This is a genomic window from Streptomyces sp. NPDC027185 (assembly GCF_055567035.1).
Genome location: NZ_JBVHRF010000008.1, coordinates 345,293 through 366,096 on the forward strand (window position 1 = coordinate 345,293; position 20,804 = coordinate 366,096).

The 20,804-nt window shown below is 70.2% G+C and carries 17 protein-coding genes and 1 pseudogene; 2 read left to right on the forward strand and 16 right to left on the reverse strand.

The features are described 5' to 3' along the window. Positions 1–312 precede the first annotated feature (312 nt). The 7 genes from ACZ4M8_RS25830 to ACZ4M8_RS25860 all read right to left on the reverse strand — a co-directional run bounded on the left by ACZ4M8_RS25830 (position 313) and on the right by ACZ4M8_RS25860 (position 6,708). Complete coding sequence (locus tag ACZ4M8_RS25830; RefSeq protein ID WP_467611190.1) at positions 313–1,065, reverse strand: hypothetical protein; 753 nt, start codon at positions 1,063–1,065, stop codon at positions 313–315. Positions 1,066–1,209: 144 nt separating this feature from the next. Continuing rightward, positions 1,210–1,890: a uracil-DNA glycosylase gene (locus ACZ4M8_RS25835; protein ID WP_467611192.1), complete on the reverse strand. Its 681-nt coding sequence runs from the start codon at positions 1,888–1,890 to the stop codon at positions 1,210–1,212. A gap of 188 nt (positions 1,891–2,078) precedes the next feature. After that, a complete protein-coding gene (locus tag ACZ4M8_RS25840; RefSeq protein WP_467611194.1) occupies positions 2,079–2,849 on the reverse strand; it encodes an SDR family oxidoreductase in 771 nt (256 codons plus the stop codon). Positions 2,850–2,877: 28 nt separating this feature from the next. Then, positions 2,878–3,639 (reverse strand): 3-oxoacyl-ACP reductase FabG, encoded by a 762-nt coding sequence (fabG, locus tag ACZ4M8_RS25845; protein WP_467611196.1) that lies wholly within the window; start codon positions 3,637–3,639, stop codon positions 2,878–2,880. Between the two features lie 236 nt (positions 3,640–3,875). After that, positions 3,876–4,271, reverse strand: coding sequence for a DUF3037 domain-containing protein (locus ACZ4M8_RS25850; protein ID WP_467611198.1), 396 nt, complete (start codon positions 4,269–4,271; stop codon positions 3,876–3,878). Then, positions 4,268–5,095, reverse strand: a complete 828-nt coding sequence (locus ACZ4M8_RS25855) for a HipA family kinase (protein WP_467611200.1) — start codon at positions 5,093–5,095, stop codon at positions 4,268–4,270. The genes ACZ4M8_RS25850 and ACZ4M8_RS25855 overlap by 4 nt, the downstream gene beginning before the upstream one ends. Before the next feature lie 317 nt (positions 5,096–5,412). Next, positions 5,413–6,708 carry a hypothetical protein gene (locus tag ACZ4M8_RS25860; protein ID WP_467611202.1) on the reverse strand — a complete coding sequence of 432 codons (1,296 nt, stop codon included), beginning with the start codon at positions 6,706–6,708 and terminating at the stop codon, positions 5,413–5,415. Between the two features lie 300 nt (positions 6,709–7,008). Here ACZ4M8_RS25860 and ACZ4M8_RS25865 point away from each other — a divergent pair, with 300 nt between their 5' ends. Next, entirely contained in the window at positions 7,009–7,668 is a 660-nt protein-coding gene (locus tag ACZ4M8_RS25865; protein WP_467611204.1) for a rhomboid family intramembrane serine protease, read from the forward strand. 271 nt (positions 7,669–7,939) lie between these two features. Here ACZ4M8_RS25865 and ACZ4M8_RS25870 read toward each other — a convergent pair whose 3' ends face one another. The 9 genes and pseudogenes from ACZ4M8_RS25870 to ACZ4M8_RS25910 form a co-directional block, all read right to left on the reverse strand. Then, on the reverse strand, positions 7,940–9,730 hold the full coding sequence (locus ACZ4M8_RS25870; protein WP_467611206.1) for a hypothetical protein: 1,791 nt from the start codon (positions 9,728–9,730) through the stop codon (positions 7,940–7,942). After that, on the reverse strand, positions 9,643–11,616 hold the full coding sequence (locus ACZ4M8_RS25875; RefSeq protein WP_467611208.1) for a hypothetical protein: 1,974 nt from the start codon (positions 11,614–11,616) through the stop codon (positions 9,643–9,645). Before ACZ4M8_RS25875 ends, ACZ4M8_RS25870 begins: the two co-directional genes overlap by 88 nt. A gap of 7 nt (positions 11,617–11,623) precedes the next feature. After that, a complete protein-coding gene (locus tag ACZ4M8_RS25880) occupies positions 11,624–13,381 on the reverse strand; it encodes a hypothetical protein (RefSeq protein ID WP_467611210.1) in 1,758 nt (585 codons plus the stop codon). A 55-nt stretch (positions 13,382–13,436) separates the two neighbouring features. Next, a complete protein-coding gene (locus tag ACZ4M8_RS25885) occupies positions 13,437–14,465 on the reverse strand; it encodes a polyprenyl synthetase family protein (RefSeq protein ID WP_467611212.1) in 1,029 nt (342 codons plus the stop codon). A gap of 3 nt (positions 14,466–14,468) precedes the next feature. Then, a complete protein-coding gene (locus tag ACZ4M8_RS25890; protein WP_467611214.1) occupies positions 14,469–15,911 on the reverse strand; it encodes a hypothetical protein in 1,443 nt (480 codons plus the stop codon). Between the two features lie 51 nt (positions 15,912–15,962). Then, positions 15,963–16,334 carry a hypothetical protein gene (locus ACZ4M8_RS25895; RefSeq protein WP_467611216.1) on the reverse strand — a complete coding sequence of 124 codons (372 nt, stop codon included), beginning with the start codon at positions 16,332–16,334 and terminating at the stop codon, positions 15,963–15,965. 44 nt (positions 16,335–16,378) lie between these two features. Beyond that, on the reverse strand, positions 16,379–17,317 hold the full coding sequence (locus ACZ4M8_RS25900) for a hypothetical protein (RefSeq protein ID WP_467611218.1): 939 nt from the start codon (positions 17,315–17,317) through the stop codon (positions 16,379–16,381). 243 nt (positions 17,318–17,560) lie between these two features. Then, the gene (locus tag ACZ4M8_RS25905) at positions 17,561–18,856 is read right to left on the reverse strand and encodes a hypothetical protein (protein ID WP_467611220.1); all 1,296 of its coding nucleotides are present in this window, start codon (positions 18,854–18,856) and stop codon (positions 17,561–17,563) included. 465 nt (positions 18,857–19,321) lie between these two features. Next, positions 19,322–19,501, reverse strand: a pseudogene (locus ACZ4M8_RS25910) (YjbQ family protein); the annotation flags it as partial. A gap of 316 nt (positions 19,502–19,817) precedes the next feature. On the opposite strand from ACZ4M8_RS25910, the gene ACZ4M8_RS25915 reads away from it, so the two are divergent. Further along, complete coding sequence (locus tag ACZ4M8_RS25915; RefSeq protein WP_467611222.1) at positions 19,818–20,765, forward strand: LysR family transcriptional regulator; 948 nt, start codon at positions 19,818–19,820, stop codon at positions 20,763–20,765. Positions 20,766–20,804 lie beyond the last annotated feature (39 nt).

Genomic DNA, 20,804 nt, shown 5'->3' on the forward strand with positions numbered 1-20,804 from the left:
CGGTATCGGAGCCCGGTCCTGGCACGGCGCTCAGCTCTCGCCGTGCCCGGTCCGGGTGCTGTCTCGCCGTGCCCGGCCCTGGCGCGGTGCTGAGCCCTCGCGGTGCTCAGCCTCGGCGCGGTGCCATCAGCGGCGGCCGGGATTCGCCGCACCGCCCGGCCCTGGTGCGGCGCCGGTCAGCGGCGGCCGGTCTCGGCGCGCCGCGCGGCCTGGCAGATGCCGGTCAACGGCTGGTCCAGCCTCGGCGCCGGGCCGGGCGCCGGTACGGCACCCGGCCCTGGTGCGGCACTTGTCCCACCGCTGCCCCGGGTCTTACTCCAGCCGCGCCCCGAGGCGGTCGATCTCGGCGTACAGCGTCTGGCGGTGGGCGCCGTCGGGGAGGGCGGCGGTCCAGGTACGGGCGCGCAGCAGATGTGTGCGGGCGTCCGCGGGGCGTCCCAGTGCGGCGTAGTCGGTGACGAGGCTGAGGTGCAGTACCGGGAAGAGCGCGCGGAGCCCGGCCAACGGTCTGCCGGGCCCACCGGGTTCGCCGCCCCTGCCGAGGCCGTCGCCCCGGGCCCGGCCGTCGTCGGTGCGGGGCTCGCCGGCTTCCGCCGGGCCGCCGCTCGGGCCGCCGCGCGCCCGCGTGTCCTCGCCACCGCCCGGCCGCTCGTCCGGCACGGCCGGTCCGGCGACCGCGCCAGGGGCCTCCGTCACGTCCCGGGCCAGGACGGACCCACTCCCCGCCACGTACGCCCCGTCGGCCCCGCTGCCGGGAAGGCCCGCCGGCCCGGCGACGTCCGCGCCCGGCGTGCCGGCGCCCCGTGTGGTGACGAAGCCCTCGGCCGCTTCCAGGGCGGTGAGGTCCCAGGTGAGGCGGGCCTGCGGCGTGTCCTGGGTGGCGGCGAGGTAGTGGGCGAGGGTGGAGCGGTGGAGCGGGTCGGCGGCCGGGCCGATCTCCTGCCAGAGGGCGGCGAGGCGGTTGCGTGCCTCCTCCCGGTCTCCGGCGCGGTGCAGTATGACCGCCTGGCCGATCCGGGTCGGGACGCCGCCCTCGGCCGTCCGCTCCTGCTGCCGCTCCGTCACGCTCGCTCCCACGTCGGTCCGCCGCGGCTCCGGCACCCGCCGCTGCTTCCCGACGCTAACCGCCGGGCGCCGCCCCCGCGCGGTGTGGGCGCCACGCCCGGGACGCGCGGCGGCCCGCCCGGACCCGGGCCGCACCGGGCCCCGTCAGCCCAGGTCGGGGATGCGCCAGTCGATCGGGGTGTGTCCCTGGGCCGCGACCGCCTCGTTGATCCGGGTGAACGGGCGGGAGCCGAAGAACTTCTTCGCCGACAGGGGCGAGGGGTGCGCGCCCTGCACCACCGCATGGCGCTCCTGGTCGATCAGCGGCAGCTTCTTCTTGGCGTAATTGCCCCAGAGGACGAAGACCGCCGGGTCGGGGCGGGCGGCGACGGCGCGGATCACGGCGTCGGTGATCTTCTCCCAGCCCTTGCCCTTGTGGGAGTTGGCCTCGCCCTCGCGGACGGTGAGCACGGCGTTGAGCAGCAGGACGCCCTGGCGGGCCCACGGCATCAGGTAGCCGTTGTCCGGCACGGGGAGGCCCAGCTCCTCCTGCATCTCCTTGTAGATGTTCCGCAGCGACGGCGGGGTCTTGACGCCGGGCCGCACCGAGAAGCACAGACCGTGGCCCTGCCCGGCGCCGTGGTACGGATCCTGGCCGAGGATGAGGACCTTCACCTGGTCGTACGGTGTGGCCTCCAGCGCCGCGAAGACCTCGTCGTGCGGCGGGTAGACCGGGCCCTGGGCCCGCTCCTGCGCCACGAAACCGGCCAGCTCCTCGACGTAGGGCTTCGCCAGCTCCTCGCCGAGGGCGCCGCGCCAGGACTCGGGCAGCGTGTCGGTGACCACGTGAACAACCTCCGGTGTGCGTTCGGTATCTCGCACTCCAGAACCTACCGGCGACCACTGACAACGCCGCACCGCGCGGGCCCCGTCCCAGGTCAGGAGGGTCCGGCCACGTCTCGGACATGCGCGGGGCGCCGGCCCGCAGTGGCCGGCGCCCCGCCGCTGGAAGGGCCGGTGTCCCGGCCGTCCGGCTACAGCCCGGCGTTGAGGGCGAGTCCGCCGTCGACGACGAGGGTCTGGCCGGTGATCCAGCCCGACGCGTCGGAGAGCAGGAACGCGGCGGCGCCCCCGATGTCCTCCGGCACGCCCAGCCGCCCCATGGGGTAGGAGGCCGCGGCCTCCTCCTCACGGTTCTCGTAGAGCGCCGCGGCGAACTTCGTCTTGACCACCGCGGGCGCGATGGAGTTGACGCGGACCACGGGCGCGAACTCGTGCGCCAGCTGCTGTGAGAGGTTGACCATCGCCGCCTTGCTCACGCCGTACGCGCCGATGAACGGCGAGGCGTTGACGCCGGCGATGGAGGCGATGTTGACGATCGCGCCGCCGTTCTCCTTCTGCCAGGCGTGCCAGGTGCGCTGGGCGAAGCCGAGTGCGGAGAGCACATTGGTCTCGAAGATCTTGCGGGCGACGTCGAGGCCGAGGTCGGCGAGGGGGCCGAAGACCGGGTTGGTCCCGGCGTTGTTGACCAGGTAGTCGACGCGGCCGAAAGTCTCCATCGCCCGCTCGACGGCGACGGCCTGGTGGGCCTCGTCGTGCGCCTTGCCCGCGACGCCGATCACGCGCTCCGCGCCGAGCCGCTCGGCGGCCTCCTCGAGGGCGTCCTCGTTGCGGCCGGTGATGACGACCCGGTCGCCGCGGGCCACCAGCGCCTCGGCGATGCCGTAGCCGATACCGCGGCTGGCGCCGGTGATCAGCGCCACCTTGCCGGAGAGGGCGGGGAGCGCGCTGTGCTGCTCGGTCATGTGTGGTTTCTCCCGGTGGGTGGTGCGGTCAGTTGAGCGGGCCGCCGGCGACGTACATGACCTGGCCGGAGACGAAGCCGGCCGCGTCGCCGGTGAAGAAGGCGATGGCGTTGGCGATGTCCGCGGGCTCGCCGACGCGCCGTACCGGGATCTGGGTGGCGGCCGCGGCCTGGAAGTCCTCGAAGCCCATGCCGACGCGTTCGGCGGTGGCGGCGGTCATGTCGGTGGCGATGAAGCCGGGGGCGACGGCGTTGGCGGTGATGCCGAACTTGCCCAGCTCGATGGCGAGGGTCTTGGTGAAGCCCTGGAGACCGGCCTTGGCGGCGGAGTAGTTGACCTGGCCGCGGTTGCCGAGCGCGGAGCTGGACGAGAGGTTGACGATCCGGCCGAAGCCCGCGTCCACCATGTGCTTCTGGCAGGCGCGCGCCATCAGGAACGCGCCCCGCAGGTGGACGTTCATGACGGTGTCCCAGTCGGTGTCGCTCATCTTGAAGAGCAGGTTGTCGCGGAGGACACCGGCGTTGTTGACGAGGACGGTGGGGGCGCCGAGTTCGGCGGCGACCCGGTCCACGGCCGCCTCGACCTGCCCGGCGTCCGAGACGTCGCAGCCCACCGCGAGGGCCCGGCCACCGGCCGCGGTGATCGTGCCGACGGTGTCCTTGCAGGCCGCCTCGTCGAGGTCGAGTACGGCGACGGCGCGGCCCTCGGCGGCCAGCCGGACCGCGGTGGCGGCGCCGATGCCGCGGGCTCCGCCCGTCACGATGGCGACGCGCTGCTCGGTGGTGGACATGCGGGTTCTCCCTAGCTCGGAACCGACCTCGACAAGCGGTGTGCCGCACCGTGCCCGGAGTGAGCAACCGCTTAGTATCTCCAGCACCGGTGACGCTAGAAGCCCGGCAACCCCCTGTCAACGCCCATCGCCGCGCCGTTACGCAGCTCACCCGCGCGCGAGCCGCCCCTCCACGCACGGGAGCCGGAGCGCGGCCCGTGGCCCCGCTCCGGCTCCCTCTCCCCGTACCGCGCCGCTCAGCGCACCAGCAGCTCCAGCAGCCGCCCGGCCTCCACCGTGGGATCGCAGGTCAGGCCGGTGTGCACCGGTCCCGGCTGGACGATCGTGGAGCGCGGCGCGATGAGCCACCGGAAGCGGCGGCCGGCGTCCTCGCCCGCCGCCTGCCCCGCCCGCTCGCCGCCGTGGCAGACGCCCTCGACGGCGGCGAGGGCGGCGCGTACGCCCTCCACGTCGGCGGCCGGGTCCAGCGCCAGCAGCCGGGCCTCGTCGAGGTGGGTGCGGGCCTCGACGAACCGGTGGGCGCCGCAGTAGACGACCACTCCGGCGTTGATCATCTCGCCGCGTTCGACGCGGGGCACGACCTTCAGGAGCGCGTACTCGAAGACGTCGCGTCCGTTGTGCAGTCCGGTCACTTCACTGCCCTCCGCGGGGGAAGCTTGCCGGCCAGCCACTCGGGCGCCCGGGACGGTCCGTCCGGGGTCCGCTCCCCCAGGGTGATGTGATCGCCGATGACCTCGGAGCGGGCCAGCAGCGTCCGGATGTACGCGGCGCGCACCTCGTCCGGGGAGGCGAAGCCGGGCTCGTCGACCAGCCACTCGTCGGGGACGTCGGCGGCGACCTCGGCGAGCAGGCCCTCGGTGATCTGCGGGGCGAACTCCGCCGCGGCCGAGGCGAGATCGGGCGCGAAGGTCGCCAGCACGTGATCGGAGGCGTCGTACGGCTTGACCGCGGCCTTCTCCGCGCCGGGCCAGTTGTGGTGCCAGATCATCGTGGCGCCGTGGTCGATCAGCCAGAGCTTGCCGTGCCAGACCAGGAGGTTGGGGTTGCGCCAGGACCGGTCGACGTTGTTGATCAGCGCGTCGAACCACACCACACGGCCCGCCTCCCGCGCGCCCACCTCGAACGCGAGCGGATCGAATCCGAGGGACCCGGGCAGGTAGTCCATCCCGAGGTTGAGCCCGCCGCTCGCCTTGAGCAGCTCCTGAACCTCCTGGTCGGGCTCGCCCAGCCCGATCACCGGGTCGAGCTGCATCCGCACCAGCTCCGGCACCCGCAGCCCCAGCCGCCGCGCCAGCTGCCCGCAGATGATCTCCGCGATCAGGGTCTTCCGCCCCTGGCCCGCACCGGTGAATTTCATGACGTACGTGCCGAGGTCGTCGGCCTCGACGATCCCCGGCAGTGATCCCCCCTCTCGCAGGGGTGTCACATATCGGGTCGCAATGACTTCTGTCAGCATTTCCCCAGGCTATACGCCGCTCTGACCTTGGGAATCACGCCGGACTCTCCGGGTCCCGGCATGATCGAAACGTAGGTCCACCGAGGCACAGGGAATCCGCCCTTCGGGGCCGCCGCCCACCGCCGGGGTTTCGTCCCCTCGGCACCTGGCGGGAGCGACCGCGAGGCCCACAAGCAGCGGAGCTCCGCCGAACGTCGCATCAACCGCTTCAAGCAGTGGGGTAGCCGGGCCACACGGACCGGCAGACCGCCATCGCCCACCAGGCCGCACTCCACCTCGTCGACATCCCCATCCGGACCCGACGTACAGGCATAGCGTCAACCCCAGAACCTACCGGTCCTCTCCTCGTAGGCCCTCAGCTCGTCGAACAGAGGGGTGAGGGCTTTGGTTATGACGCTGAAGAAATCCATTGTCGGATGCCAAGGAAGCTGGAATCCGGTCGAGGAAGCCGCCCTCCAGCCCTCCGAAAAGTGCATGAAACCGATCCCTCGGCCATGGGGGTTCCCTCTGCCCGGTCGAGGAGGTAATCCGTGGCGTGAGTGTGATGCCGCATAGGCACTCTTCCGCAGCTTTCCCTTCCCATGCATTTCCCTCCTCAAGTGCTTGCGCACCCGCTCATAATCACCGTCCGGCATCCCCTCAGGGGTGATGAGCAGCAACCTTTGCGGCGGTAGGGTGCTCAGCGACTGCATCACTTCCCACATCGTTCCGGCGCCGGTTCCCAGCTCGATCACGACCAAGCGAGCATATTTGATGAGCTGGCCCACCACCGGCTTCCAGTCTGTTTTCGGAAGGTACATCCTCATGGCTCCCGCGTGGGGCAACTCCTCGCCCGGAATTCCCACAGCGATCATGGGGCCTACGGGCCTCATCGCCATGGCGAGATCTTCCTCCTCACTACTCCCGGCCAGGAGCATGTCGGTGAGATCCATGGTGATTCTGCGGGCAGGTATGACGAAGGCGTGTTCTTCATCGACGTCGAACATCCGCAAGTAAAGGACGTAGGAACCAGGCGGAAGCTCGCTGGGCGACTCGATGCGGCGAGCGTGCGCCCTCCGTGCTTGCAGCTTCTTTTCTCGTCCTTGATTTGCCACCTTGACGCCGGCTATGCCGCCCAAGATGACAAGCGGGATCAGCCAATAGGTCTGCCCCAGGGAGATGATGAAAGTGCAGAGCAGGTCGACTGCCACCAATGCCACGCCGGCCAGGTGGAGTATCCACCCGTGAAGCCAGCCGCGGGTCAGCCTGTGGTGGTCAACCTTCGAGCAGCTTTGCATCCCGACCGGAACTGCCGGTCGAGGGAAATCCCAGAAACGTGCCCACTCTCTTCTCGTGCCGAAATTCGTCAGCGCCCAGGCGACGCTCAGTGCGATCGTTGTGATGTAAAGGTGAGCCACCTCCGTAGCCACGGTCGCTTCTGTCCGATGCAGTGCGAACGCCAGCGCGTAAAAAAGTGCGGCGACCGCCACCGTCAGCAGTAGGCAAGCCGTACGAATCACTCCGCCGATCCGGCGGGACTTGAATATTTTTGCAATGGTGACCGAAGCTGCAGATATGGCCACGAGTAGCGCATATGTTCCGTATGTCGCTGCGCGAAGCTCAACTATCGTCACACGCCCCCCTGCCGCGGTGCACCATCCGGGAAATGGTACGCGCGGAGTGGTGCGCCCATGATGAATTCCGCGATCCAGGGGCGGCGTTGACCGTCCGAATACAGCAGCCCAGGCCGCATCAGGGAGCAGCTCAGCAATGCGGCGACGCCATGACGTCGATGGCGTGGGTCCGCGGCGGGAACCTGCGGCCGGTCGGCGTGTCACTTCCCGTGGCGTTCATGCCCACCGGGGCAGGTGGCGGGCGTCGCCGTTCGTGGCAGTGCCTGTCGGTGCGGCTGCGCCATCTGGCAGGCTTCGATCATGAACATGCACAGTGTGTTGCTCTACGGGTGCGCGGTGATCGTCATCGTGTCGGGCTTCCAGCTCCTGGCATCGCTCGCCACGAAGGACTGCGAGGAGAAGTCCGTCCCCCTGGCCTTGCTGCGGGCGTGGCGGCAGCCCGTCCCGAGGGCCGCCGCGGTGCTGGTGGCCGCCATGGTGGTGCTCGGCGTGGCCCAGACGGTCGCCCCCGCCATGATCGACGCGCTCGGGCGGCACCCTCATGGTGCGTGGTGGCGAGCCGTGACCGCCTTGACGGTGCAGTCATCGGGCTGGTTCCAACTCCTGTTCAACCTGGCCGCGCTCGTGGTCGTCGCCCCGCTCGCCGAGCGGCGGTTCGGGTCCTGGCGGACGGTGCTGGTCTTCGCGGCGAGCGGCGTGACGGCGCAGGCGGTGAGCATGGCCGGCTGGAGCCTCCGTGGCGGCGGGGACTCCGTGGCGATCTGCGGCCTCGTGGGCGCGCTCGCCACTTGGTACGCGGCGCGCGGCAGCGTCGTCGCCCTGCGGCGGATGGCGCTCCTCATCCCCGCCGCAGGTCTTGTCCTCTGCCTCCTCACCAACAACCACGGCGTGGGCCTTCTTGTCGGCAGCGCGCTGGGAGCCGGACTGGCAACTCCTGCCCGCACGCCCCGGGCGGCCTGATGCTCGATACGCTCCGGCTCCCTGCACGGGCCCCGCACCGACCGGCCTCACCTGGAGCCAACTCCACGCCGGCGACCTGGTCTTCTTCTTCGACGACCTGCACCACGTCGGCCTCTGCGCCGGCAGCGTCCACCGCCTCTCCCACATGGCCGCGTGGACCGACGCTCCGTGGGCACGCGATGGAACTGCGTGACCCTGACGGCAACCGGCTACGGGTGGGCACACCTGCCGCATGAACACTCCTGGGCGGCATGTGACAGCGAGACTGGTATCAGCTGAGCTCCGCAGCGGTGGTCGTGGCGCAATTCTTCACGGCGTCCCAGATGCCTTCGCCCAGCGACTCGAAGAGTTTCTCCGGGTTGCGCTCAAGCCAGGAGGTGATATCGCCCCATTTCACGATCGTGAACTGCTGGTCGAGGCTGAAGTCGATCAGGTGCACGTCGAGCAGGGACGCGTGGCAGTCCGCCGTCAGGTGGAGGGTGGCGCCATTCCCGTCGACGGTCAGGGCGAAGCTGCCTCCCGCGTGGATGCCCACCAGGTTTCCTGCGGGCACCGGGACGCCGCCGAGCACCACGCCCCGTGGAATGGTGACGTCGAAGTCCAGCTCGACCTGGGCCGAGGCCTTCAGTCCGGTGCTGTTGAGGGTGCAGCTCAGATCCGCGTGCAGGATGTCCAGCAGGTTCGCGGCGATCGTGAAGGCGAAGCCCTCGTTGCCGAGTTGCGCGTCGATCGAGACCGACAGACCGAGGAGGTCGAGCTTGCCGGAGAGGGTGAAGATCTTCGCCGGGAGGTGGCCGGTGCGGATGCCGCGGGTGTCGAGGAGGTACTGGGGCCCCCTGGTTCCGCTCGCGTCCGAGAGGGTGAAGACGTCAGCCAGCTTCAGGGGTTGGGCGATGTTGCTGTAGGCGTAGAGGCCGTCGTCGCTGACGTTGACCTCGAAGCGCCAGTTGTTGCCGAAGAAGTCGATGTCTCCCTTGGCGTAGAAGCCCTGTTTCCACTCCTCGTCGGTCACGGGGTTGGTCCAGCCGCCGGGAGCGGTGACCACACATGTCGCCAGCTTGCGGAGCGCGATCTGCTTCAGGAAGCCGAACTGGTCCGGCGGGGTGTCGAGGACGGCGAGCAGGTCCCAGATCGAGATGCCGGTGTCCTGGTGGACGGCCGCCAGGTCGAAGCGGAAAACGGTGACGTACGGCTCCGGATTGAACCCGCCCTCGATGTCGAGCTTCAGGGCGGCGTCGCCGATGACCACCGAACCGCCCCCGCCCAGGGTGAGCCCGGTTTCCGCCCCGTATCCGATCTGCAGGTAGAAGCCCTGGACGTCGAAGCCCTCGATGCCGAAGGCGTTCTTCCACGTAGGCAGGTCGTCGGATGAAGGCAGCTCGGTGAGACCGGCGAGGCGGATCGCGGTGCTGCGCACCGCGCTGTGGGTGGTCTCGCCCGCCCGGTGCGGCGTCGCGTCGTGGGTGAGGCGGCCGTCGGGCCCGGGGACGGGGTCCGCCGTGAGCAGCGTGTGCCCGGGGGCCCGGAGTGCGTAGGCGAGTTGGTGTGGCGCAGGTCGTCCGGCGGCTTCCGGTGCACCGGGACCAGCGGGCTTGAGCGCCAGGAAGAGGTGGAACTCCGTGCCCTTGAGAGCCCCGCCGGCCACGAACTGCAGCAGAGTCGCAGGAGCGGACCCGACAGCCGGAACGGTGAAGTTCCACGAGGTCTGGAGCGACACCTCCCGCCGTGCCGGGCGCAGCGTGAGAGTCAGGCCGCCGAAGCCCTCGCGGGTCTTCTGCTCCGCGATGGACGCGGTGAACTCGGACTCCTGGACCGGTGTGGTGAGCCGTGCCGTCAGGTGGATGCCGCTGGAGTCCTGGAACAGCGCCTTCAACGGCGCCAGCGGGCCCGTCAGTTCCAGCTCGGTGAAGAACGTGAGGCCCGTGTCCAGCGTGGCGGGCAAGGTGTCGGGCGGGTTGGCTCCGGCGTCGACGGTCACCCCGTCGGCGGAGCTGATGGCAAGCCCGGACTTGGCGAAGGTGATGCCGTCGAGGAAACCGAGGTCCGGGGCCCAGCCCGCCACCTTCCCCGGAGACCAGTCCCAGTCCTGCTGCCAGAAGGCGGCGGCGAACAGGGTGCCGCCCCCGCCTTCTTGGCGGCCTTGCCGAAGAACGTCAGCTGCGCCGCGTCGAACGTCGCCGTGGCACGGGCGGTCAGCTCGTAGCTCCTGCCCTCGGCCGGCTGCCCCGCCAGTGCGTTCCCCAGCCGTACGGTCACAGCGGGGTGGTGGAGGGAGACCTGCGGCAGGCCGGTGGGCAGCGGTACGTCGGCCCGGCAGGCGAGGGACTTCAGGAGCTCGGTCAGGTCGAGGTCGCGGAAGTTCCCGTCGAGCGCGAAGGTGCCGGGGAGTTCCCACTTGGCGGAGAACGTCACGAGGGGGTCATCGCCGTCACCACCCGAGGCCGGGCCGAGTCCGGCTTTGGCCGACAGGGTGCCGGTGGTCACCGAACCGCTGTCCGCCTGCTGCTGTTCCGCGCCATCGGGGGTGTCCTCGCCGCGCTCGCGCGCCAGCTCCAGCCCGGCCTCGGTGAGCGTGATGCGGGCGGCGCCGATGTCGAGGTGCCATGCGGAGGACACGGACGCCTGCACCTGGTACGCGCCCTTCTTGGGCGTCGCGGTGCCGGAGAACTTCTTCAGCGTCAGCTCGGGCACTCCGCTGAGGTCGGCGTGCGGCAGGAAGCGCTGGAGCACGTCCCGCAGTTCGGCCGGCGTGCTCTCGTCGAGGGTGAGCCGGAAGGTGCCGGGCGGAATCTCCGCGGTGGCATGGAGGCTGACGTCGCCCGCGACGAGGAAGTCACCGCGACCGGTGACCTTCGCCGAGCGGGAGTCCTGGAGCGGGTTCGTGACGGTCAGCGTGGCGCCGACGCCGGTCAGGGCGAGGTCGTCCCCCGCGATCGGCCACGTCGTGTCCGGCGTGGTCTCGACGGTGGCGGTGACCTGGGTCAGGGCTGTCGCCAACCCGCCCTCGTCGAATGCTGAGGGATCGATGGTGGCGGTGATCCCGGTGAGGCGGAGGGAGTCGCCGAGCGGGAAACCCTGCTGGTCGACGAGCTGGTGGACCGCAGCGCCGGTGCCGTTCCACGCGGCGAGGTCGTCGGGCGACAGCTTCTCGGGAAGCCGGTCGGCACTGAGGGCGAGCGCATCGCCGCCGGAGGGGAGCGGAGCGCTGATCGTCGCCCCGCCCGCCTGCCCGAGGACCAGATCCGCGGCCAGCCGCAGGCCGTACGTGGCCGAGGAGCCGTCCGTCCCCTCGCCGCACGAGCCGGCCGACAGGTGGAAGGAGGCCGACAGCTCCCCGTCCGGCCGGGGAGATGAGCGCAGCGCGATATCGGTACGGACCTCGCCGGCCGGGCCCTTGGCGGGGCGGCGTACGACCGGTCCGCTGAGCGACAGGTCCCCGGGCCGGGACCGGAGCAGCGCGGCGAGGCCGCCGAGCTGCTGCGGGTCGTTCACCTGGGAGGCGTGGAAGGTCAGGCCGGGGTCCAGCGCCGGGTGCCCGTGGCACGCGGGCCGGGCCGCCGAGGTGAGCAGGAGCGCGGGCGGCACCGGGAAGGTGAGGGCAGCCAGGTCGCTGCCGTCGGTGGCGGAGAAGGAGGTGGCGAAGGTCCAGTCCTCGGGGACGACCAGCGGGACGTAGAGGGTGGGGTGGTGGTCGAGGGGGTCGAGGCCGAACTCGATCCCGTGGACCGGCAGGTCGGTGAGGCCGAGGCCGGTGACGGTGAGCGTGCCGTTCACGACCACGCTGTCGTCGTGGTCCTCGCGCTGAAGGTCCGTGACGGTGAGCGTGCCGTCGAGCCAGGTGCCGATGAGCCCGGCTGCGGGACCGGTGCCGAGGTCTGCGGTGGGGAGCGTGAGGGTGGTGCCCTGCGTGGACCGGGTGAGGAGGGCCTTGAGTTCGTCGATCGTCACGGGGAGGTCAGCCTTCGGTCTTGGCGCGGATGACCGCGCGGGCGTTGTCGGTGAGCGCCTTGGCGATGTCGGTCCGGTGGGCGTCGGCCGTGCTCTGCACGCCGTCGATGATCTTCTGCTTGACCTCGTCCTTGTTGAGCACCCGCTCGATGATCTTTTCGAAGGGGCTGGGCTCCTTGAGTTTGATCGTGACCTGCATGTCTTTCGTGGCGATGGCGAGGGTGAGCGCGTCCAGGCCGACGGCGAGCTCGTCGGCGTCGCCGCCGCTGAAGGACAGGGCGGCCGTCGCCGAGGGCTGGTTGACGGTGACGGTGATGCCGATCTCGATCGTGTCGTCGTCACTCGCCGCGTAGCCTTCCGGGGCCGCCGCGCGAGCGGCCGTGGCGTCGGGGAATCTCACGACGCCCGTGCCCGTGATGGTGAGCGGGGGCCCGGGAATCCTGGTGTCGCCCGGGAGTTGGCCGAACCTCAGGGTCGCCCCGATGCCCCCGTCCGTCAGGGCGGCGTCCTTCACGGGAATCAGGACGTTGGAGACGCCCTTGACCGAGCCTCCCGTGAAGCTGAGGTCGGCGGTCACGACGCCGATCTTGGTAGGGCCGAGGTCGATGTCTTCGAGACGGTACGGCTCCAGCGTGGGATCGGTCGCCCCGAGCACGACGGACGGGGGGTAGAAGCCGGATCCGGTGTCGTTCACCGATGCCCGCAGCCGGTCGAAGAGGTAGACCTCCAGCGGCCCGTACGTCGACGGGAAGCCGCTGTCGTCCGAGGGCAGGCTGCCCGTCGGGACCGCGCCGAGCATCCCGTCCACCGCCTTGACCAGCTGGGTGGTGACCGTCGAGGAGAACTGGTCTCGGAAGGAGGGGTCGGCGAGGGTGGCGACGAGTTTCGCGGTGAGGGCCTGACCGGCGTCGGGGTGGTTGAAGGCGTCGGCCGCCGCTTGCTTCCAGATGCCGAGGGTGGATGCGTCGACCGTGCTGCCCTCGACGGTCAGGGACTTCTCGTCGAGGTGGAACGCCGGCTGCGACGCGACGGTGATCGACTCGATGGTCAGTCGCGGGGTGCGGTCCGGGCCCGTGCCCGTGGCCTCGGCGCACAGCACGACGTCGAAGGCGAGGTCCTCGGCCGTGGCGGTGAACTGTCCATGGCCCTCGATCTCCTGGCGCGGCCATTCCACCTCCTCCAGACCGTTGACCACGACCTTCGTCGGCGGCTTCAGGCCGTCTCCTCCACGGCCGTCCCCGGGGTCGTCGATCACCACCACGTGCTGCACCAGGCTGTACGTGCCCTTGACCGTGAGCTGTTTCTGCCACCCGTGCGTGTCGTACGCCGCGATGGTGACCCGGATCGCGCCCCGGTAGCCGTTCTCGGTGGGCGTGAGGTGTTGCAATTCCCCGACCGAGGCGTTCGCCAGCCCGTCGACCGTGACGGAGGTCAGGGACAGTGAGGGGTAGGGGCGGTCGGCGTCGCGCTGGCTGGTGAAGGGGTCGAGGTCGTCCGGAAGTCCGGGCACGCCGCGGTCCCTCGCTTCGTCCAACGCGAATCCCACACGCACCCACCACTGGGCAGCGATGTTGTCCCCGATCCCCTCGCCCTCGGCGTCGGCGAGCTCCCCGATATCCCACATGTCGACGTTCAGCGGATGCAGCGTGTGGCCGTCGGTGGCACGGATGTCCTTGAGGACGGTGGGCAGCCAGTAGGGGCTGTCAGGGTCGTTGACGCGCTTGTCCATGGTGGCGCAGATGAAGTTCATCAGCTCGGTGGCCACAGAGCTCTCCTCGGGTTCCAGGGGTGGTCGGTCGGGGCGGGCTGCCGGGCCGCGGTCAGGCCCCGCGGTCCACGACGTGCAGGGCCAGGTCCTCCAACGCGTAGCGGTACCGTCCGGCCGGGAACGGGCGCAGCAGCTCGACGGCTTCCAGCGCCTGGGCGCGGGCATCGGTGTACGCACGCGCGAAGCCGCGGCCGCTGCGGACCTCGGCGAGCGTCCGCTCCAGGGCCTCGGCGCCGGTCGGCTCTCCGCGCATGATGCGGCTGACCGCGTGCTCGGGGCCCCACTCCTGCATGGCGTAGATCAGCGGCAGGGAGGCGCGGCGGCGCAGCAGGTCCATGCCGCGCGGTTTACCGGAGCCGGCCTCGTCCTGGGCGAGGTCGAAGAGGTCGTCCATGACCTGCAGGGCACGGCCCAGCCGGCGACCGTAGAACCCGGCCCGGCGGGCGTCGCCGCTGTGCCCGTCGGCCAGCGTCACCCCGGCCTCGGCCGCGAGTCCGAACAGGGCGGCGGTCTTGCGGTCGGCGGTGTGCCAGTACGTCCTGGCCAGGAGTTCCGGGTCCTGGGCGAGGTCCGTGCGCAGCTCGTCGAGCTCGCCGCAGCCGATCTGGAACGCGGTGTCGAGGACGAGTTCGATCAGGCCCATGTCGCTGTCGCGGTCGATGGTCCGCACGAAGCCGCGGATGGCCTGGACGAACTGCAGGTCACCGACGAGTACGGCGGTCTCGGTGCCGCGCGCGGCGTTGACCGACGGCAGGCCGCGGCGCACCGCGGCGCCGTCCACGATGTCGTCGTGGATCAGCGTCGCCACATGCAGCATCTCCAGCGAGACGGCGCCCTGGAGCACCTTGTCCGGGATCGGCGCGCAGCCGTGCACCATGCGGGCGGCCAGCAGCAGGACGGCCGGGCGCAGCCGTTTGCCGTGCCGGTACAGGGCTCGTTCGTCGTCGGTGAGGTACTCCTGCTGCGGGGCCAGCGCCTGTTCGAGGAACGACTCGAAGCGCGGCACGTCGTCGGCGAGCAGGTTCGTCCACACCCTGCCGAGGACGTCCTCGGCAGGGGCGGTCGTGTCGAGGATGAGCACGGGTCAGGACCGTCCGTCCTGCGGGTGGGCGTAGCCGGTGATGCCGGTGAAGGCGGCGTGGCGGACGGTCTCGGCAACGCTGTCCTGCAGCAGCGTGTGCACGAACCGCATGGCCGCGAGGCGTTCGCGGGCCACGTCGGCTGCCGTTCCCCGCCACTCCTCGTCGTCGATGCTCAGCGCGAGGTCGGGCAGTTCCACTGCCACGTCCGCCGGTGTGCCGTCCGGCGTGAGAAGGGTGGTGATGCGGACGTCCTCCAGGCGGGCCGTGCACGCGCCCGTGTGCAGGGTGTCGGTGGCCTGCGGCCCCTGCGTCGCCTCGTCGTGGTAGGCGGCGGCGCCGAATTCCTGGACGATGGTGTGTTCCTCGTCGGACAGTGTGATCCAGTCCCCCGGCTCCTGCGTCTCCTCCGGCCGGGTCTCCTGGTCCGCAGCCGGTCGCGCCTGCACTTCCCCATCGGCGAAAGCGGCGAGTCCGTTGTAGCGGGCCAGTTCCTCCGGGGAGACCGCCGGCATTTCCCCGGAGTGCCGGTCGATGGTCGTGTAGACGTCGTCCTGCGTCATGAAAGTGGTCTGCCGGCCGTCGTTGCCGGTGTCCTGGACCGACTTGGAGAAGCTCTCGGCGGCCATGGCCGCATCCCGGAGACGCTGGGCCTTGTCGGGATCCTTCTGCTGGATCCGGGCGGCCTCGGTGGTGAGCGCGGTCTGCACCGTGGTCCGCTGCCGCCACGCGTGCATGTTGTACTGGCCGCCCTCTTGCGGGTCCTCCCAGCGGTTGACCGGCTGTCCGTCCCCTCCCCCGAGCCGGGCGCCGGTGGCTCCGTCCGGATCGGTGGTGCCGTAGGTGTGTTCCGACATGCGCTGGGTGATGCCTTTTTCGGCCCACTTCTTACGGAGGTTGGAGGACACCGAGGAGTTGCTGTTGAAGATGTCGTAGTAGCTCTCGTTGTGCGTGCCGTACTGGATGAGGACCTGGCGGCCGTTCTCGGTCTTCATCAGCTTGGTGCGGTGGGCGTCGGCGCGGGCGGTCCACCGGCGGACGGTCTCTTCGTCCGGGTGGTCGGGGGCGACGGCCCGAGCCCCGGCCGGCAGGGTCGGCTGCCGCACCTCTGCGGAGAGCGGGCGAAGGTTGCCCGCGGTGTCGATCTCCCGGATCTCGTCAGGCCGGGTGTCGAGGGCGTAGTGGCCGGTGAGGACGAGAGCCGGGATGCGGTGGACGATGCGGCGGGCGCCGCCAGAGGTCTCCCCGGTGAGTACCTCCGGCCGCCCCTCGGCGCGTAGCCGGAGCGCACCGAGGCGGAAGCTCAGCGAGCCGGTGGGGTAGTCGAGGCCGGCGGGCATCTCCACGCTACGGGCCAGGGGGTAGCCGGGGGTGTCGGCAAGGTGGAGCGTCTCGGCCTCGGGACCGGGCCGGGCGTCGCCGGACTGCGGGGGCTGGGGCGCGTTCAACGGGTCTCCTGAAGTGGTCGGTCGGACAGGGAGGAGCGGTACGGGGACGGTTCAGGAGACGGCGAACGTGCCGCTGACCATGAGCATCCCGTCATGAGAGCCCAGTTGCGGCGACGTCAGCTTCACGGCCGCGGTCCGGCCGTTGACGGCGATGTCGGTGCCCAGCGGTTTGTCGAGCGGGACGTCGACGGTCTTCTTGCCTTCGAGCGCGGCCTTGACGACCGCCGGCGCGGCGAGGGCCAGGAGGTTGGCGGGTGCGGCGGCCAACTTGGCCGCATCGGACACGGGATTGAGCACCACGAGGTTCAGAACGATCTTCTCCAGCGTCACGGAGAGGGCCGTGTCCGTCAGACCGGTCGCTTTGAAGGCGACGTTGGGTTCCTGCGGGGAGAGGGTGACATCGAAGTCGATCAGCGCGTTCATGTGCGCGGACCTCCTGGAGTGAGGGAACGACGAGGAAGAGGGGTTCAGGACTCCTGAGATGCCTTGAACACCGCGCACCCCTTGCCGGGGGCGACGGGGAACAGGTCCAAGCCGACCGACCACGGGATGTCGAAGTCGGCCGAGATGGTGGTCGGGTCGTTCTCGTCGGCCGTCACGTTGTCGGCCTTACGGAACGTCGCCTCCCACCAGACGGAGGCGACTCCGATCAGAGTCTTGTCGTCTTTGGCCAACTGCGTGCCGCGCCACTGGTCCAGGGCTCCCTGGACGAGGCGGGCCAGCAGATCCCGGCCGACGAGGAGGAAGACCTGCTTTTCCGACGGCCAGTCGGTGGCCGTACCGGCCAAGGCGCCGGCGGCGGGAGCCTGTCCGGTCACGGCGGTCGCCGTGAGGACCAGGTGTGTCCCGGTGACGTCCAGCAGGACCGGGGTGAGGGTCACCTGCTGGCCGAAGAGATCCTGGACAGGGATTTTCAGCCCGTGCACCAGGTTCTTCGCCTGGTCGAGGACGTTCGGCACGACGACCTCCTCGACCATGGTCCTCGTGAACTTGTCCGGGATCCTGGGCAGCCACACACCGAGCGGGACGACGGTGATGGTGCCGCCGTCGACCTTGGCCTGGACGGCCACTTCCACCTCGCTGATGCCCTCGGGGAGGGGCTCGCCGTCGATGGTGCCGTTCACCTTCAACTGCGGGGCGTGAATCTGGAGAACGCCCGAGTCGGGGAGATCCATGATGCCCTGCGCCTTGATCATCTCGGCCCAGCGACCGGTGTCCGGCTTCTTCAGGGCGAACTCCGGAGGTTGCACGAATTCCCACGAGAAGGTGTAGGGGATGTCTTCGATGACCTCGGGTCCGTAGTCGCCCTGGAACACAGCATGGTGCTGACTGTGCAGTGATTTGAGGCCGGAGTTGAGCGCATCGACGTGGATTCCGAGTGCGAGGTCAAACGGAGTTTCGGTCATGGGAGCCGATCCAAAGGGTTGTGTGAGGAGTGGAACAATCAATTTCCCAGCCATTGTTCAAGGCCCATTTACTCGGCGGATGAGCAAGCCGTTCGCATATTTCCACCCACCTGACTTCCCTCACGTAACTGGGCGGCGCGAAGCCGAGCGGGCAGCGCTGCGACGGAAGTTATCGAAATTCATCCGGCACCGGCCCCACCGGCAGACAGGAGATCCCGGCCCACTACCTGGAATCCAAAGCCTCTACCGCTGGGTGACCGTCACGTCCCCCTGGAGAGCGAGCGCGTCACCGAAGCGCGCCAGGGTCAGATTCGCCGGCAGCACGTCGAGATGTACAGGATCCACATCGATGGGAATGGCCGGGAATTCGCCCACCGGGAATTCAACACCGCGCAGCGCACTCCCCACGATGCCGCCGAACGTCGACGACAAGGCGTCGACGACCCACGAGACGATCATGCTGACGATGTCGCCGCGGGTGGGTAGGAGCGTCAGGCCGAAGGGGCTCACGTCGACGGCCGTGGCCTTGAGCGTCGTCCCGGACATGGCCAAGGTGAGCGTGACCGTCGGATCGGGCCGCAGGAAGAGGGCGAAGAACGCGTCTGTCGACCCGCCCCAGAGCCAGTTGATACCGGCGCTGCCGCTGCCGGAAACGGCGGTGTGGACGCGCACGGTCGGCACGTCGTCCCACACGGACTCGCACCGTACGTCGTGGATGGTGATGCCGGCCTTGTAATACGCGCTGCCGCCCGGGAAGTCCTTGCTGTCGCCGGCGTGGAACGACCTGCCCTCCAGAGAGGCGGTCGCCATCTGCGCGATGCGCTCGACCGCGTTCCGCCCGAGGAGAGCGAAGAACGGGCTCTGCGGCCAGTTGCCGGGGAACGGGGGCTGCGGCGCGCCGTGTTCGGCCAGGTTGAGGGCGGCCACGGCCCGGCGCGGCTGGATGACGGGGACCGGCGTCGACAGGGCCAGGCCCGGGATCTGCGGTGCGGGCAGAGTGACGCCCGAAAGGATCCTGCGCGCCTGATCGAGGACGTTGGGCAGCACCACTTTGTCCAGGAAGATCTGGTCGATCCCGCTCGGTGCGCCGGCGGTGGCCTTGAGGGGATTGAGGCGGAACAGGCCCGCATCGGACGTCGCTGCCTGGACGTCGACGGTGATCGCGGCGTCCTCCTCGACAGGGCTCCCGTCCCCCGAGTCGACCGTTATGCGCACCTGGTCGAGCCGCACCCGGAAGGTGCTCCCGTCCAGCGAATTGCGCAGGGCGGCCAGGTGCTCGGTGAGTTCCTCCTCGGCCAACCGGCCCGCGGCCGGCCCCTCGGTGAGGTGGGCGCGTAAGACGGCCTCGGACAGAGAGGAGGGCGGGGTGAGGCCGAAGACCGGGGCCTGCTTGACGTCCCAGGAGACGGTGAACGTGGCGCCTTCCACGCCGAAGGACTGTGAGCCGGTGAAGTACTGCGGATAGAGCTGTGCATAGACCTCCTTGGACGTCGCGTTCACGACGTCGAGATCAGCCCCCACCATGAGGTCGCAATTCATGCGCGCACCTTGTTATTTCTTTACCAGCGGTCGAGTCGGCCCACACCGAAGAGCCCGGAAGCAGTCTCAACATAATGAGTCCGGGCACGGCGACGTAACGTGGGCGACGGCATCGATGATGGCGGGATTCCCGCGGCCCGTTCAAGACCGTAGGAGAATTTTCGACACGTCTCCGGCGCCCCGATGCTTCAAGTTACGTCTGGCCGGTGCGCTGACCTCCGCTTCCCGGATTATCCGCACTCCTGATCGAGCCGCGCTGTTGGCGTGATCCGAAGTACGTGCCCAGGTGCTCACCCGGCATCCCCCATACTGCTCGTGCCCCTCATGATGAGGGCCCCTTTTCCAGACCTGCTCAGGGCCGCAGGCCCGGTCCGCGAGCGGGAGAATTGCTTCCGGCACATGGGCCGACGTCCGACCATCGTGGAAGCCTGTAAGCACGTGGGGGGGGGCAATATCTGGGCGGCACCCGAGGAATCCCAACTGCCACTCGCGCCGCGCATTATCGCTATTCGTGTCCGCCAGGCAGATCGACTGCCAGGTCCCCAGTGCCAGCCAGCCGGCCGGTGAGGACCGGGAGGGTCGCGTGGGGCGGGGCCAGGGCGGGAGGACGTGGTCGCGGCCGTGGCCGGGGGTGCCGTGGCGGTGGGGCCGTACGGCACAGGGCCGGGTGCCCGCACAGCATCCGTCGGGTGGGCGCGTCGGCCACGGCACGTCGTGGTCCTCGCGGACGGGCTCGTGCCTCGGGGCCGGAGGCCGGATGCGCGCAGGGCTCGGAGTGGCCGTCGCGGCGGGCGCGCTCCAGGCGGTCGCGGACGGCCTGGGGTGCCTCGGCGGGGTGGTAGGCGTAGCCGCCGTCAGCACCGTGTGCGGGCGGACGCCGGTGCCCGCGACGGCTTCCGTCCGGCGGCGCGGACGAGGAGGAACTCCCGGGCCGCGCCGGCCACTTGCTACGTTCTGGGCCATGAAGGCAGCCAAGGAGAACCCGGCCCCGGGGCCGAACGGACGCTCGGACCCCAGCGCGCACCAGCTGCGGCTCTTCCTGACACTCGCCGAGGAACTGCACTTCGGTCGCGCGGCGGCCCGGATGTTCATGACCCAGCCCGCATTCAGCCAGCAGATCCGCGGACTTGAGCGGAAGCTCGGCCTCCAGCTCGTCGAGCGCACCACCCGGGCCGTCCGCCTCACCCCGGCCGGAACGGCTCTGCTGCCCGAGGCACGGGCGGTCGCCGAGGCCATGGACGGATTGCGCCGGGTGGCGGCGACCCGGTCCCGCGCGGCGGGCGGCCGCCTCGTCATCGGCACGCTGACCGCCGAGCCCGCGATGCCGCACACCCGCGCCATCCTCGACGAACTGCACCGGCGCCGCCCCGGGCTGACCGTGGAAATACGCAGCCTCAACTTCGTCAACCAGTACGAGGCCCTCGCGCAGGGGGAGGTGGACGCGGCGTTCCTGCGTCCGCCCACACCGGTGGGGATCCAGAGCCAGCACCTGGCCGAGGAGCCCCGCGTCGTCTGCCTCTCGACCGATGACCCGCTCGCGGCCCGCGAGCGGCTCGCCCTCGCCGATCTCTCCGACCGGCCGATGATCGCCATGCCGCCGGAATCCCCCCGTGTGTGGCGGGACTTCTGGGCCATCGACCCCCGCCCGGACGGCAGCCCGGTCCGCTTCGTCTCACTCGCCGTCGATGTGGAGGGCGTCCTCCTCCAGATCGCCCGCGGACAGGCCATCGGCTTCCTCCCCGCCTCGGCCCGCGATTTCTATCCACGGCCGGGAATCTGCTACCGCGACGTGGCGGACGTGCCTCCCTGCACGATGGCCCTCACCTGGTTCGCCGACAACCGCGATCACCCCGACATCGCCCTGCTCCGCGGCATCGCCCGCACCGTCCACGAAGCGCACCAGGGCTGAGGGCGCCGGCGGCCCGACCGGGCGGGGACGGCCCGCGCG